Origin of the sequence: Actinoplanes subtropicus (assembly GCF_000721705.1) — a bacterium.
GTDB lineage: Bacteria > Actinomycetota > Actinomycetes > Mycobacteriales > Micromonosporaceae > Actinoplanes > Actinoplanes subtropicus.
Genome location: NZ_JOJL01000004.1, coordinates 225,862 through 238,907, shown reverse-complemented (window position 1 = coordinate 238,907; position 13,046 = coordinate 225,862). Strand labels below are relative to the sequence as shown.

The following is a 13,046-nucleotide window of genomic DNA, read 5'->3' as shown; positions in this document are numbered from 1 at the left end:
AGGCCGGGGGTACGACAATTACCCGTCAGGCGTTGTCGCGGACCCAGGCGTCGACCAGGCCGCCGAAGTGGCCGAGGAACTTCTCGTGTTCGTGGACGGGGTAGGTGGCGCGGACCGTCTCGCGGAGCAGGGAGCGGAACTCGTCCGAGTTCACCCAGTCGTAGACGATCTCGTTCACGTGGGACAGGTGGGTGTCGCAGAAGTCGCGGTAGCGGTCGGTCTCGAAGTACTCGTCGGAGAGGCGCCGGTATTCGGTGAGCTTCTCGGCGTACGACATGGTCCGGTCGTCACCGATGGCGAAGTAGCGGGACGTGTCGGTGTCCAGGCGCGGGCGGCGGTCGGTGACCACGCAGTAGACCGTCCAGCGCAGGAGCGCCGCCATCGCCCACGGGAAGTAGTAGTGCAGGGAGGTGATGGCCACGTCGGGGCAGGCGTTCGCGTAGTCGATCGGGTGGACGTCGGTGCCGCGCACCAGCGACTCGCACGAGTTGAACTCCCAGCGGAAGAACGCGTTGACCAGCCGGGAGATGGTGACCACCTCGTGGCCGACCTCGGCGGAGAGGAAGTTGTGGTCGACCTCGTAGCGGGAGTGCATGGGCTGCTCGGGGCGGAACTTCATCACCATCGTCTCCGGGCCGATGGTCAGCGAGCGGGCGAAGACGTCGTACCCCTCGACGGCGGCCTGCAGGTGCATCAGGCGCTCGCCGGAGGCGTCGTAGGCGGCGTGCAGCTCGTCGGGGTTGCGGATGCGGGAGACGCCGACCCAGGCGCCGCCGTCGTACGGCTTCATGTACATCGGGTAGCCCACCTGCTCGGCGGTCTTGTCGAGGTCGAAGGCCTGGTTGTAGCGGGCCGCGGTGTAGGCGTACCGGGAATTGTCCAAGGGGTTCTTGTACGGGACGAGCACCGTCTCCGGCACCTTGAGGCCGAGCCGCATCATCGCGCAGTAGGCGGCGTGCTTCTCCATGGACTGGAACGTGAACGGGCTGTTCAGCAGGTACACGTCGTCCATCAGGGCGATCTTCTTGAGCCACTCGCGGGGGTGGTAGTACCAGTACGCCAGGCGGTCGATGACCAGGTCGTGCCGGGGCTTGTAGCGCAGGTTGAACGGCTCGATGGTGACCCGGACCGAGCCGGTGCGATGGGTCCGGCCGTCCGGGCCGGTGACCACGCCGAGCCGGCGCAGCAGCGCCTCGTACGCGCGCGGCCAGTCGTCCTCGGTGCCCAGCAACAGTCCGATGGTGTGCTCGACGTCGGCCACGTCGTCCTCCCCGGGGATAGAAGAAGCTACGGCCACACCCGCTGCAGCAGGTGGGTCAGATGCGGGTCGAGGGCGTCGCGCCACCCGATCCAGTTGTGCGCGTCGCGGTTCTCCACGAAGGTCACCTCGTAACCCTGCCGGCGCAGGGTGGCCGCCAGGTCGCGGTTGTTGGCGAGGTTCTCCTCGACGGTGCCGCAGGTCAGGGTGGCCGGGACGGCCGGGCCGGCGGGTGCGCGGAGCACCTGGGCGACGAACCGGGTGATCCGCTGGTAGCGGGCGAAGCCGGACTCCTGGGCGTCGAACCGGTGCTGGAAGAAGCTGCCGGACTGCAGGAACAAGCCGGCGAACAGCCCGGGGGCGGCGCGCTGGGCGTGCAGCATGCCGAGCGCGCCGAGGCTGGCGCCGGCGCCGATCACCGGCGCTGTCGCGCCGAGCTCCGCGGAGACGTGCGGCAGGAGCTTGGTGGTGAGCATTCTGGTGTACGCCGAGGACGCCGAATAGGCCTCGAACCGGTCCTCGGGGGCCAGCAGCACGACGTGGAACGGGTTGACCCGGCCGGCCGCGATCGAGGCGGCGGCGTACCGGCCGAGGTCGGCGTACCGCTGGTAGTCGGGGCCGTCGTGGGCGATCAGCACCCGGTCGGCGGGGCAGGCCGGCGACCAGGCCCGGGCCAGCGGGCCGAGGTCGTGCCAGTCGCCCTCGGCCGGCGGCAGGTGCAGCCAGTCCGGCTCGCGGTAGTCGGGGCACCAGAGGACCGAGGAGTCGCCGTAACCGCCCGGCGCCCGCCGCGGGTTGCCCGGGTCGCAGATCGTCTCGCGGTGCCCGTCGCGGTCGGTCAGCTCCAGCTTGTACTCGATCCGGGCCGCGTCCGGCCGCGGCAGCCGCAGCTCCCAGCGCCGGTGCTCGGGCCGGTACTTGAACTCGGGGGAACCCAGGAAACCGCACATCAACCGTACGGACGCAAGCAGTTGATCTTGATCGTGCAGCTGGAAGCAGACAGTCGCGCCGTCACACCTCGCCCCGGCGACCCGCTCCATGACCGCACATTAACCGGCGGCGGCCGATCTTGCGCGGGATCAGAGATCACCGCTGGACGGCGAGAACGCCGACCGGGGCGACGAGGCCGGCGGAAGCCCGAACATCTCGGCCAGGCCGGTGACCCGCAGTTGCCGGTGGACGAACTCGCTCGGGTTGCGCAGCAGGAACCTGGTGCCCATCTCGCGGGCCGCGTGATGGCCGCTGACCAGCGCGCCGATGCCGAGCGAATCCATGAAGACGACGAACGTCAGGTCGACGATCAGGGTGACCGGGCGCTCCCGCTGGAGCGAGCCGAGGATGGCGGTGCGCAACGCGTCCACGGTGGCGGCATCGATGCTGCCGCGGACCTCGATGACGAAGGCGCCGTCGGCCTGCCGGCGTGTCGTCATCACCGCCTCTCCCATCGCCTCAAGGTACCCCGCCCGTCACCAGGCGCGCAGGCCAGCACACAGTTTCGACACCCCGCACGACTTGCGGACGGTGACCATTCGAGCACAAGGTGAGATCGGTAGTCGCCTATGCCAGAGGGTGGTGGACCATGTCAACGACATCGGAGCGGCCCGGGATCTTCGCGGTACGGGACGTGCGTTCCCTGATCACCGAGACGACCGAGGAGGGACACGGCCTGAAGAAGGCCGTCGGGGTGACCCAGCTGACCGCCATGGGCGTCGGCGCCATCATCGGCACCGGGATCTTCGTGGTGATCGGCCAGGGCGCCGGGATAGCCGGGCCCGCCGTCATCCTCTCGTTCGTGCTGGCGGCGGTGGCCTGCGTCTTCTCCGCGCTGTCCTACGCGGAGCTGGCGTCGTCCATCCCGGTCAGCGGCAGCGCCTACACCTACAGCTACGCGACGCTGGGCGAACTGGTCGCCTGGATCATCGGGTGGGACCTCATTCTGGAGTACGGGGTGTCCGTCGCCGGCGTCGCGGTCGGCTGGGGCGGCAACCTGAACGCGTTCCTGCAGGCCGCGTTCCACCACCAGCTGCCGGTCGAGATCTCCAAGTCGCCGTCCGCCGGCGGGACGTTCAACCTGCCGGCCGTCTTCGTCGTCCTGGCCATCACGTTCGTGCTGGTCCGCGGCGTGACCGAGTCGGCCCGGGTCAACCTGGCCATGGTGGTCATCAAGCTGTCCATCCTCGTGTTCTTCCTGGTGGTCGCGTTCGCGAACTTCGGCACCGGCCACTTCACGCCGTTCGCCCCGGCCGGCTTCCACGGGGTGACCAGTGCCGCGGCGGTCATCTTCTTCGCGTACATCGGCTTCGACGCGGTCTCCACCGGCAGCGAGGAGGCCCGCAACCCGGCCCGCGACCTGCCCTGGGCGATCATCGGCTCGCTGGCGATCTGCACGGTCTTCTACGTGCTCACCGCGGTCGGCGCGCTCGGCATCGCCTCCCCCGCCACGATGAAGAACAGCGACGCACCGCTGGCCGCGGCGCTGAACGAGGGCGCCGGCATCGGCTGGGCGGCAGGCATCCTCGCGCTCGGCGCGGTCGTCGCGATCACCAGCGTGGTCCTCGTGATCTTCTACGGCCAGACCCGGATCATGTTCGCGATGTGCCGGGACGGCCTGATGCCGCGGCAGCTCGCCGCGGTCAACCAGCGCTACGGCACCCCGGCCCGGCTGACCATCGGCCTGGGCGTGCTGATCGCGATCCTGGCCGCGCTGGTCCCGCTCGGCACCATCGTGGAACTGGTCAACATCGGCACGCTGTTCGCCTTCGTGCTGGTCAACATCGGGGTGATCATCCTGCGCCGGACCCGGCCGGAGATGCCGCGCCCGTACCGGATGCCGTGGGTGCCGGTGCTGCCGATCGTCGGGATCGCGTTCGCCGTCTACCTGATGACCGACCTGCCGGCGCTGACCTGGCTGCGGTTCGGGATCTGGCTCGCGGTCGGCCTGCTGATCTACGCGGTGTACGGGTACCGGAACTCCCGGGTCCGCAGCGAGCCGGTCGCCGGTACGCCGGGTTGGGCTCGCGATACTTCGCCCCCGCCTTCGCCCTCACCTTCGCCCACGCCCTCGCCGTCGCCTTCGCCTTCGCCTTCGCCTTCGCCTTCGCCCGAGTCTTCGCCCAAGTCCTCGCCCGAGGACGAGTCGTGACCGGGCCGGTCATCGCCGGGGCGGCCGGCGCGCTCGCCCTGGGCCGCTGGCTCGCCGAGATGCTGGGCGCGCCGCTGATCGTCGCGGTGGTGCACCCGGCGCCGTCCGCGCTCGGGTCGGGCCGGGTCGACGCCGAATGGATCGCCGACCGGCACCGGGCCGCGCAGAAGGTGCTCGACGAGGCCCGCGCGGCTCTGGGCTCGGCGCCGGCCGAATACCGGACGATCGCGTCCTCGTCGGCCGCGCACGGGCTGCACGACCTCGCCGAGGAGGTGGGCGCCTCGGCGATCGTGGTCGGCCGGCCCGGCAGCACCGCCGAGCGCCTGCTGGCCGGCAGCGTCTGCCCGGTCGCGGTCGCGCCCGCCGACTACACCGAACCACCCGGCGCGCTGGGGATGATCGGGCTGGCATACGTGGACACCCCGGACGGGCGGGCCGCGCTCACCGAGGCGGCGAGGCTAGCCGCACGGGCCGGTGCGCGGCTGCGGCTGTACACGGTGGCCACGTCCGGGTGGGGCGCGGTGCCGTACCGGGTCGCCGGAGAGATCTACGAGGAGTCCCTGACCGCCGCGGTGGCGTCGGTCCCGGAGTGCGACGCGGACTGGCGGATCGTCAACGGCGACGTGGTCGAGGAGCTGGCCGGCCTGGACGAGGTGGACGTGCTGTTCTGCGGCTCACGCGGCTACGGCCCGGCCCGCCGCGTGCTGCTCGGCGGCGTCTCGTCCCGGCTCATCAAGCGCGCCAAGCGACCGGTGGTGGTCGTTCCGCGCAGCGAGTAGCGGGCTCGGTGCCGGCCGTCGTCCCGATCGGCGGTCATCCCGTTCGGCGGTCGGCGGCGCGGTGCCGGCCGGCCTGGGAGGTGGGCTCGTCCATCCAGTGCGAGACCACCACCGGGGCCAGGTCGCGCAGCGGCACGTAGACCCGGGCGTCCACCGCCTCGCCCAGCAGCAGCGCGGCGACCAGGGCGGTCGGGCGGTCGGCCGGGTCCTTCGCCAGGCAGCGCGAGCACAGGTCGGCCACCTCGGGCGGCAGCGCGTCGATCTCCGGCAGCGGCTCCGGGTCGAGCTTGCAGGTGGCCTCGACCAGCTCGGACGGCGACCCGGCGGTCCACGGCAGCCGGCCGGACAGGCACTGGTAGAGCAGCGTGCCGACGGCGAACATGTCGGTCGCCGGGGTGGCCGGGTGCCCGGCGAAGCGCTCCGGCGCCACGAACGCGGGCGTGCCCATCACCGGGCCGTCCGGGTCGGGGTCGGCCGAGCCCACGGTGGCGGCGATGCCGAAGTCGAGGACCTTGGCGCCGGACGGGGTGAGCATGACGTTGCTGGGCTTGATGTCGCGGTGCACGACGTGCTCGGCGTGTGCGGCGGCCAGCCCGGCGGAGACCTCGGCGCAGATCCGCACCGCGATCCGCCAGTCCAGCGGGCCGGTGCGCAGGTGCTCGCCGAGCGTACGGCCCTCGACCAGCTCCATCACGATGTACGGCTGGTCGGCGCAGGTGCCGAAGTCGTGCACGCCGGCGACGTTCGGGTGGGCGAGGCGGCCGCCGAGCGGGCCTCGGCGCGTACCAGGTCCACGGTCACGTCCTGGCCGGGCGCGATCACCTTGATGGCGACCGGCCGGTCGAGGACCGCGTCGTGGCCGTGCCACACCTCGGACATGCCGCCCCGGCCGATCCGCCGGACCAGCTGGTACCTGCCGCCGAGGGTCCGCGCCGCCATGACCGGCGCGGTACCCGGCGGAGATCCGGCACAAACGCTGTACTCCAATACTGTATGGCGATACAGTCACGCGGGTGACGCGCTATGGACCGATGTTCGGGCCGGATTACACCTTTCTGGGCGTGCCCGCTTGCGATTGGGCCTCCCCCGCCTCGTACGCGGAAGCCGATGTAGTGATCATCGGGGCGCCCTTCGACGGGGGGACGTCGCACCGGCCGGGGGCTCGTTTCGGGCCGCAGGTCATCCGGGGGACGGACTACCTTCCGCACGATGGGTCGCGGCCACACATGGCCCTGCGGGTGGATGCCCTGTCCGGCGATTTGTCCGTCATGGACGCGGGGGATCTCGAGGTGTTCTCCGGGGAGATCCAGCGATCCTGCAAGACCATCGAGGACGCCGTCGCCGTCATCTCGAAAAATGGTGCAATTCCGCTTGTCCTCGGGGGTGATCACACGGTCACCTGGCCGGACGTCACCGGCGTCTCCCGCCACCACGGCGCGGGCCGGGTGAGTGTGATCCACTTCGACGCGCACGCCGACACCGGCGACATCGAGTTCGGCAGCCTCTACGGCCACGGCCAGCCGATGCGCCGCCTGATCGAGTCCGGCGCGGTCCGCGGCGACCGGTTCCTGCAGGTCGGGCTGCGCGGCTACTGGCCCGGGCCGGACGTGCTCGACTGGATGGCCGACCAGGGGATGAACTCGTTCCACATGAGCGAGATCGTCGAACACGGCCTGGACACGATCCTCGACCGCGCCTTCGAGATCGCCCTGGACGACTGCGACGGCGTCTTCCTCTCGGTCGACATCGACGTCTGCGACCCCGGGCACGCGCCCGGCACCGGCACGCCCGAGCCCGGCGGCCTGACGGCGCGGCAGCTGCTGGACGCGGTCTCCCGGATCTGCCACGAGCTGCCGGTGGTCGGGATGGACATCGTCGAGGTGTCCCCGCCCTTCGACCACGCCGAGATCACCGCGATGCTCGGCAATCGGGTGGTGCTGGAGGCGCTGTCAGGCATGGCCCGGCGCCGTAAGGACGGGGACGGACCGCGGTGGAACCGTGCCACTCCCCTGCTCGAGGGCCGGGGAACCCGGCCGGCCGTCGCGCAACCCGATCAGTCGGCCTGACACGTCTTCCGTAGCACGGCCCCTACCGACCGGCGTGACGCGTCAGCGTCCGCCGTCGCGCAAGCCGACCAGCCGGCCCAGCGCGTCGGTCAACAGGTCGCCGGCCATCGCCCCGGTGACCTGCGGATCCCCCAGCGCCACCGGCAACGCCAGCCCGTCGATCAGCGCCAGGGCCTGCCGGGCCACGTCCATCGGCGCCGCGCCGGTGCCGAACCGCCCCGCCGCCACCCCGGCCGCGATGATCCCGGCGAGCAGCTCATGCCAGCGCGTGTAGTCACCCAGCACCTCGGCCCGCAACTCCGGGTCCCGCAGCGCCCACCGCCACGACTCCACCCAGAGCCGCCACCCGGTGTCGCTGCCGACCGCCCCGGTGAGATGCTCGGCGATCACGACCAGCCGCTCCCACGGATCGGCCACCGCCGCGAGCCGCTCCCCCACCGCGTCGAAGTCACTCTGCGCCGCGAACCGGAACACCGCGATGAGCATGTCCTCCCGGCTGCCGAAGTAGTACTGCAGCGTCGACACGCCCACCCCAGTGGCGGCGGTGACATCGGCGAACCGCGTCCCGTCCGCCCCCCGCTCCGCGACGACCGAACAGGCGGCCGCGAGCACGTCGGCCCGCTTCCGGGCCGCCCGCCGCCCACTGCCGCGGATCACGTCACTCACCGCGCATGTCTATCACGACCATTAAAGACGAGCTGAATGCCCGAGTCCCCGCCGCAACAGACGAACCGACCGTACCCACTTGCCTCGCCGGGCGAGATACTCACTCACCAAGATACACACTGAGCGAGATACTAACTGAGCGAGATACTCACCCAGCGAGATACTCACCCAGCGAGATACTCACCCAGCGAGGTACTCGGGCGTTCCCGGCGGACGGGCGCCGCGTCCCCAACGCTGGGCGGCGGTGGGGACACGGCCGACGGGAAGCGCGACCACCGATCTCAGCCCGGCGCGGGCGGCACGGGCGCGACCACGCAGCGAGATCGCCGTGCGCCCGGGGACTGGACCCGACCCGTACTTTCGGAAGTTTTGGGTCTCAGGCGAGCGTTTTCAGCTGGGCACGGGCGGTCTTCGCGGCCTGCCGGACCGGCTGGAGATCGGCCGTGATGGCGTTGCGGTCCGGGCCGGGCTTGATGGCCAGCAGCGTGTCGACCTGGCCGGAAAGCGCTTTCTTTACGCTGTCCGCCTTGTCGCTCAGCGCGGCGGCGACGGCCAGTTCAGTGTCGATCGCCGCGGTGAGGCGGACCTTCGGGCCGGTCAGGATGAACACCCGGTAGGCGTCGACCATGCTGGTGGCGTCCGCCTTCACCGCGTCGGCGTTGCTCTCGCCGGCGACCTTGGTGCGGAGCGCCTCGAGCCCCGCGGTCTGCTCGCCGATCAGGCTGTTGAGGGCGGCGCGGTGCGCGGGCTGCACCTTCCCGGCCTCGCTCAGCGTCGTGCTGAACCGGTGGAGGGCAGCCAGGCGCAGATCGATCCGGCTCGTGACGCGCTTCTTGCCGGCGGCCAGCCCCGAGGTGGCGGAGTCGGCGTACGCGGGCGTCCCGGCCGCGAGCAGCACCGACAGAGCGGTCACGAGTACGGTAAACCTTTTCCTCATTGTCTGCTCCTCAGTCCTGGTCCGCGGCGGGCGACGAGTCGCCGGCGAGAAGTTTGTCGATGTCGTCGAGGTCGGCCCCGACGTTGGCTGCCGTGGTGCCGTGGGTCGTAGCGGTCTTCTTCGGGGCCACCGAGCCGGTGGCCGGCTGGGTCTTCGGGGTGGCGGCGGGCGCATTGACCGCCGCCGGCCGCGCCACGCCGGAACCGGAGCCGGAGGAAAGCCCTTGCCGGGCGCATCCGGCGGTGAGTAGCAGAGCCGCGGCCAGCGTGGCCACGAGAATTCGTTTCATGCGGCCAGATAGTGGCCACGCCGGATCAGCACCGCGCTCGGTGTTTGTAAGGATCCGATCAGGTACGGGACACGTGAAGGGGTCGGCGTCACAGGCGCCGGACGAAGTCGTCCATCGCCGCGGTCAGCGAGCGGAGGATGTCGATGGAGGCGAGTGGGTCACCGGGCACCTCCAGGCCGTGGTCGGCGCCCGGGGCTTCGTAGACCGGACCGCCGAAGCTGTGGGCCACCGCCGAATCCCAGACGCGGTCGGCGGTACCGCCGGCCAGCAGGAACGGGGCGGTGGCCCGCCGCAGGTCGGGGGCCAGTTCGGTGTCGCGCAACGGCGGCGTCAGCCAGATGCCAGGCAGCCCGCGGTCGGCGGCCAGCGCGGCGGCGAACGAGCCCAGCGACTTGCCGACCAAGGCGATCCTCGGGGCCTGCTGCTCGTCGAGGACCGGCCCCACCTGGCTCAACGCGTACGACCGCAATTGTTTGAACCAGGCGGTCAGATCCGGGCCCCGCGACGGCAACGGTGACGTCCATCGGACGGGAAGCGCTTTCCATCCGTGCTTCTCGAGGACCGCCGCCGCGAAGTGCAGCAACGGGCGGTCGGTCGAATATCCGGCTCCGGGGATCAGCAGCGCGACACGGTCCACACCAGACATTCTTACTCGTACATCAGGTGCAGCATCATTCCGGCGGCGGCGTGTGACAGGTTGTGGCAGTGGTTGGCCCACATTCCGGGGTTGTCGGCCAGGAAGGTGACCTCCCAGACGTCGCCGGGCCGGACGTCGAAGGAGTCCAGCCACAGTGGACTGCCGGTCGACGGTTTGCCGTTGCGGGAGAGGACGAGGACGTGGTGGCCGTGCAGGTGCCACGGGTGTACGACGGCGGAGCGGTTCACGATGGTGAACTTGACCCGGTCGCCGAGGTGCACGATCTCGGGCGGGATGTCCGGGTCGGCGGCGCCGTTGACGGTGTGGGCGTAGCGCGGGAGCAGCCCGTGCAGGTCGAGCCCGCGGTCGAGCACCAGCGTGAACGACTTGTCGTAACCCGACCACGGCGCCGGTGCGGGCGTGCCGTAGATCAGCGGGTCCAGCGCCGGCCACCCGCTCGGCGGCGCCGCGACATGACCGGTGGCCCAGACCGGGCGGCCGTCGACGAACAGCCCCACCGGCCCGGCCGGGGCCGTGAAGGTGAGGTCGTAGCGGCCGCCGGCGGGCACCAGGACGGCGGTCCTCGACAGCGGCGTCGGCCCTTGAAGGTCACGGCCGTCGATCGCGGCCACCAGGAAAGCGGTTTCCGCCAGGGCGTACCGGTGCGTGGTGTTGTCGGTATTGATCAGTCGCAGCCGGACGGGCGTTCCGGCCACGGCGCTGGCCTGCGAAAACGTCGGCAGCGGACGACCGGAGAGGGTGTGGACGGGCACGGTCACGTCGAGGCCGGTGACCGGTGCGGGATGGACGACCAGCGTGCCGTAGAGGCCCATCCGCACGCCCTCGTCCGACGCCTCGTGCGTGTGGTACCAGTACGTGCCGGGCCGATCGGCGCGGAACCGGTAAACGAATTCCTGCCCGGGCAGCACGGCCGCCTGGGTCACGCCGGGCACGCCGTCCATCGCGTTCGGCACGTCGTAGCCGTGCCAGTGCAGCGTGACGCCCTGGCCGATGTCCTGGTTGCGCAGGGTCACCTCGAGGACGTCGCCGACGGTCGCCACCAGCGCAGGGCCGGGCACCTGGCCGTTGAAGGCCCACGCCGCGACGTCGTGACCGTCCACTTCGACCGTGGTGGTCGCCGCGGTCAGGGTGAAGCGTTTGGTCGGCGTGCCCACCTCGGCGGCGGAATAGGAATGGTGATGCACGGTGGGGGCCGGCCGGATGGCGAAGCCGGTAGCGGCCACCAGAGCGAGGGCGGCCACCACGAGCGTGGGCCGGGAGCGCCGGGTGATCCCGGTCGCGACGGCCACCCCGGCGACCGCGAGCAGCGCCACGCCCGGCGTGACCGGGTAGCCGTGCAGCACCGTGACCAGCAGCCCGGCTGTCGTGGCGTAGCCGGCGAACAGCAGCGCGGCCGGGGTGCGCCGGGCGACCGCGACGACGATCGCGGCCAGCGACAGCGGCCCGGCGATGACCACCTTCTCGGCCGCGAACCACCAGCCGGCCCGGGCGAGCGCCACGACGGTGACCGCCCGGGCCAGCGTGGCGACCAGCGCCGCCAAGCCGAGCCCGAGGGCGGCGCGGCGGTGCCCCGTGGCCGCCGCCGCGCCGCCGGCCAGCCATCCCGCCGCCGCGAGCACCGCGATCAGCAGATCGATGACGAGCACGGAAGCGGTACTCATGCCTGCTCCACCAGGACCGGAGCGCGATCCGGAAGCTTGCGCGCTCCGCGCATGACGGCGACGACGACGTGCACCGCGACGATGCCGTTGACGGCGTGCAGACCGCCGACGATCAGGCCGGCCGTAGTGGTCTGGCCGGAGGCGTCGGTGAGCCCGGTGGCGATCCCGGCCAACAGGGCCTGCAGCACCACCAGCGCGAGCGGCACGGCGGTCAGCCCGATCAGTTTGCCGGGTGCCTTGGCGAGCGCGGCGAACAAGATCGTCAGCAGGGTCAGCAGCGGGATCACCGCCGTCCCCGTGATGCTGTGCAGGCGGTACGAATGGTCGCCGCCGGCCGGCTTGGTGAACGCGCCGACGGCCGCGAACACGAACTGCAACGCGAACGCGGCCAGCAGCACGCCGCTGGAGACGACGAAGGCCTTACGCATGGCGGCCGTCCCCTTCCAGCGCGCCGGCGACGTGCTGCGCTCGAGGAACCCGAGGCGCGCCAGCAACTCCGGACGCGCCGGCAACCTGAGAGGCACCCGCAACCTGAGACGCACCCGCGACCCGAGGCACGCCGGCAACCTGAGGCGTGCCGGCAACGTGGGGCGCGCCGGCGACGTGCTCCGTGGCTGTGAACGCCCCGTACGCGATCAGCCGTACGAGATCGGCGTCGTCCGGATGCCCGAGTCGCCACAGCCCGACGTCGCCGACGCTGATCGCGCCCGGCGCGAATGCGGCGAGCAGAACGATCCGAGCACCCACCCGTTCGCTCGCGGGTAGGTCACGGACCAGGTCGTTGGCCCAGTCGGCGGGCCGGTCCGGGTGCCGCCCGTCTTCCCACCACACAGTCGCCGCGACGGTCTCCCGGGCGGCCGCGCTCAGCAGCTCGCCACCGCCGCGGGTGACCTCCCGCAGGGCGGCATAGGCGTCGCCCACCGTGCCGTCCCCCGGCTGGACGAAGGCCCGCGCGGTTCGCGCATAAAGCCGCCCGCCGGCCGACCGCACCGCCGGGAAGCGCTGCAGCCCGCCGGGCAGGAGATCGGGCGCGAGCAGCGCGGAGACGATCCGGTTGATGAAGTGGAAGGCGAGCAGCGTCCCGGTCAGCTCGGCCGGGTAAGCGCTTGCCCAGGCGCCGGCCCGCGGATTCCGGCTCGCCTCGGCCCACGCGGCGAGTTCCGCGTGCCGCGGGGACGGCGGCGTGCCGCCGGTCGCGATGACCTCGGCCAGCTCGTGCGAGCCCAGCGCGTGCAGCATCGTGACGTGGGCGTCGACGCAGAACCGGCACCGGTTGGCCCGGGAAACCGACGCCGCCACGACCTCGCGATCGATCCGCGAAGTGTCCCCGGCGAGCAGCGCCTCGCGCATCAGCGTCCAGGTGGCGGCCATCAGGTCGGGCGCCACCGAGAGGGCCTGGAACGTGGGTGCCGGCCCGATGAAGTCCTCGCGCAGTTGCCGGTAGACCTCGGCGACCGCGCCGGTCGCCGAGCGGGCCGGTGGCGGGGTGAAGAATCGATATGCCATGCCGAAGATGCTCGGCGGGCGCGGCCGGGAAAGCGTCGTGCCGCCGCAGGCACCTGATCGGCCCGGGGCACAACCGGCGCGGTA

15 protein-coding genes are annotated in these 13,046 nt (G+C 71.5%); 3 read left to right on the top strand and 12 right to left on the bottom strand.

Annotation, left to right across the window (positions count from 1 at the left end):
* Nucleotides 1-25: 25 nt before the first annotated feature.
* The 3 genes from IH26_RS0106905 to IH26_RS0106895 are packed head-to-tail and all read right to left on the bottom strand — an operon-like array spanning nucleotide 26 to nucleotide 2,703.
* The gene (locus IH26_RS0106905; protein WP_030435266.1) at nucleotides 26-1,261 is read right to left on the bottom strand and encodes an ATP-grasp domain-containing protein; all 1,236 of its coding nucleotides are present in this window, start codon (nucleotides 1,259-1,261) and stop codon (nucleotides 26-28) included.
* 26 nt (nucleotides 1,262-1,287) lie between these two features.
* Nucleotides 1,288-2,298 carry an alpha/beta hydrolase gene (locus tag IH26_RS0106900; protein WP_245664980.1) on the bottom strand — a complete coding sequence of 337 codons (1,011 nt, stop codon included), beginning with the start codon at nucleotides 2,296-2,298 and terminating at the stop codon, nucleotides 1,288-1,290.
* A 39-nt stretch (nucleotides 2,299-2,337) separates the two neighbouring features.
* Nucleotides 2,338-2,703 (bottom strand): STAS domain-containing protein, encoded by a 366-nt coding sequence (locus IH26_RS0106895; protein WP_030435264.1) that lies wholly within the window; start codon nucleotides 2,701-2,703, stop codon nucleotides 2,338-2,340.
* 134 nt (nucleotides 2,704-2,837) lie between these two features.
* On the opposite strand from IH26_RS0106895, the gene IH26_RS0106890 reads away from it, so the two are divergent.
* Together IH26_RS0106890 and IH26_RS0106885 are read left to right on the top strand one after the other, a co-directional pair.
* On the top strand, nucleotides 2,838-4,400 hold the full coding sequence (locus IH26_RS0106890) for an amino acid permease (protein ID WP_157437083.1): 1,563 nt from the start codon (nucleotides 2,838-2,840) through the stop codon (nucleotides 4,398-4,400).
* Nucleotides 4,397-5,179 carry a universal stress protein gene (locus IH26_RS0106885; protein WP_030435262.1) on the top strand — a complete coding sequence of 261 codons (783 nt, stop codon included), beginning with the start codon at nucleotides 4,397-4,399 and terminating at the stop codon, nucleotides 5,177-5,179. The genes IH26_RS0106890 and IH26_RS0106885 overlap by 4 nt, the downstream gene beginning before the upstream one ends.
* Before the next feature lie 34 nt (nucleotides 5,180-5,213).
* Here IH26_RS0106885 and IH26_RS53215 read toward each other — a convergent pair whose 3' ends face one another.
* Together IH26_RS53215 and IH26_RS64445 are read right to left on the bottom strand one after the other, a co-directional pair.
* Nucleotides 5,214-5,912: a serine/threonine-protein kinase gene (locus tag IH26_RS53215; protein ID WP_425394368.1), complete on the bottom strand. Its 699-nt coding sequence runs from the start codon at nucleotides 5,910-5,912 to the stop codon at nucleotides 5,214-5,216.
* Nucleotides 5,870-6,118, bottom strand: a complete 249-nt coding sequence (locus IH26_RS64445) for a hypothetical protein (RefSeq protein WP_425394367.1) — start codon at nucleotides 6,116-6,118, stop codon at nucleotides 5,870-5,872. The genes IH26_RS53215 and IH26_RS64445 overlap by 43 nt, the downstream gene beginning before the upstream one ends.
* Before the next feature lie 74 nt (nucleotides 6,119-6,192).
* Here IH26_RS64445 and speB point away from each other — a divergent pair, with 74 nt between their 5' ends.
* Nucleotides 6,193-7,245, top strand: coding sequence for an agmatinase (gene speB / locus IH26_RS0106875; protein WP_030435261.1), 1,053 nt, complete (start codon nucleotides 6,193-6,195; stop codon nucleotides 7,243-7,245).
* A gap of 42 nt (nucleotides 7,246-7,287) precedes the next feature.
* On the opposite strand, the gene IH26_RS0106870 is transcribed toward speB, so the two are convergent.
* The 7 genes from IH26_RS0106870 to IH26_RS0106840 form a co-directional block, all read right to left on the bottom strand.
* Nucleotides 7,288-7,911, bottom strand: coding sequence for a TetR/AcrR family transcriptional regulator (locus IH26_RS0106870; RefSeq protein WP_030435260.1), 624 nt, complete (start codon nucleotides 7,909-7,911; stop codon nucleotides 7,288-7,290).
* A 376-nt stretch (nucleotides 7,912-8,287) separates the two neighbouring features.
* On the bottom strand, nucleotides 8,288-8,848 hold the full coding sequence (locus tag IH26_RS0106865; protein ID WP_157437082.1) for a hypothetical protein: 561 nt from the start codon (nucleotides 8,846-8,848) through the stop codon (nucleotides 8,288-8,290).
* A gap of 10 nt (nucleotides 8,849-8,858) precedes the next feature.
* Complete coding sequence (locus tag IH26_RS0106860) at nucleotides 8,859-9,137, bottom strand: hypothetical protein (protein ID WP_157437081.1); 279 nt, start codon at nucleotides 9,135-9,137, stop codon at nucleotides 8,859-8,861.
* A gap of 88 nt (nucleotides 9,138-9,225) precedes the next feature.
* Nucleotides 9,226-9,774: a hypothetical protein gene (locus tag IH26_RS0106855; RefSeq protein WP_084598682.1), complete on the bottom strand. Its 549-nt coding sequence runs from the start codon at nucleotides 9,772-9,774 to the stop codon at nucleotides 9,226-9,228.
* Between the two features lie 11 nt (nucleotides 9,775-9,785).
* Complete coding sequence (locus tag IH26_RS0106850; RefSeq protein WP_030435256.1) at nucleotides 9,786-11,456, bottom strand: multicopper oxidase family protein; 1,671 nt, start codon at nucleotides 11,454-11,456, stop codon at nucleotides 9,786-9,788.
* The gene (locus IH26_RS0106845) at nucleotides 11,453-11,884 is read right to left on the bottom strand and encodes a DUF6220 domain-containing protein (RefSeq protein WP_034213945.1); all 432 of its coding nucleotides are present in this window, start codon (nucleotides 11,882-11,884) and stop codon (nucleotides 11,453-11,455) included. The genes IH26_RS0106850 and IH26_RS0106845 overlap by 4 nt, the downstream gene beginning before the upstream one ends.
* The gene (locus tag IH26_RS0106840; RefSeq protein ID WP_084598681.1) at nucleotides 11,877-12,962 is read right to left on the bottom strand and encodes a carboxymuconolactone decarboxylase family protein; all 1,086 of its coding nucleotides are present in this window, start codon (nucleotides 12,960-12,962) and stop codon (nucleotides 11,877-11,879) included. Before IH26_RS0106840 ends, IH26_RS0106845 begins: the two co-directional genes overlap by 8 nt.
* Between the last annotated feature and the right edge of the window lie 84 nt (nucleotides 12,963-13,046).

Excerpts from the sequence above, each read along its gene's own strand:
- IH26_RS0106890 (WP_157437083.1), top strand. The coding sequence starts at position 2,838 with ATGTCAACGACATCGGAGCGGCCCGGGATCTTCGCGGTACGGGACGTG.
- IH26_RS0106850 (WP_030435256.1), bottom strand. The coding sequence starts at position 11,456 with ATGAGTACCGCTTCCGTGCTCGTCATCGATCTGCTGATCGCGGTGCTC.
- IH26_RS0106860 (WP_157437081.1), bottom strand. The coding sequence starts at position 9,137 with ATGAAACGAATTCTCGTGGCCACGCTGGCCGCGGCTCTGCTACTCACC.
- IH26_RS0106840 (WP_084598681.1), bottom strand. The coding sequence starts at position 12,962 with ATGGCATATCGATTCTTCACCCCGCCACCGGCCCGCTCGGCGACCGGC.
- IH26_RS64445 (WP_425394367.1), bottom strand. The coding sequence starts at position 6,118 with ATGGCGGCGCGGACCCTCGGCGGCAGGTACCAGCTGGTCCGGCGGATC.
- IH26_RS0106865 (WP_157437082.1), bottom strand. The coding sequence starts at position 8,848 with ATGAGGAAAAGGTTTACCGTACTCGTGACCGCTCTGTCGGTGCTGCTC.
- IH26_RS0106845 (WP_034213945.1), bottom strand. The coding sequence starts at position 11,884 with ATGCGTAAGGCCTTCGTCGTCTCCAGCGGCGTGCTGCTGGCCGCGTTC.
- IH26_RS0106895 (WP_030435264.1), bottom strand. The coding sequence starts at position 2,703 with ATGGGAGAGGCGGTGATGACGACACGCCGGCAGGCCGACGGCGCCTTC.
- IH26_RS0106900 (WP_245664980.1), bottom strand. The coding sequence starts at position 2,298 with ATGGAGCGGGTCGCCGGGGCGAGGTGTGACGGCGCGACTGTCTGCTTC.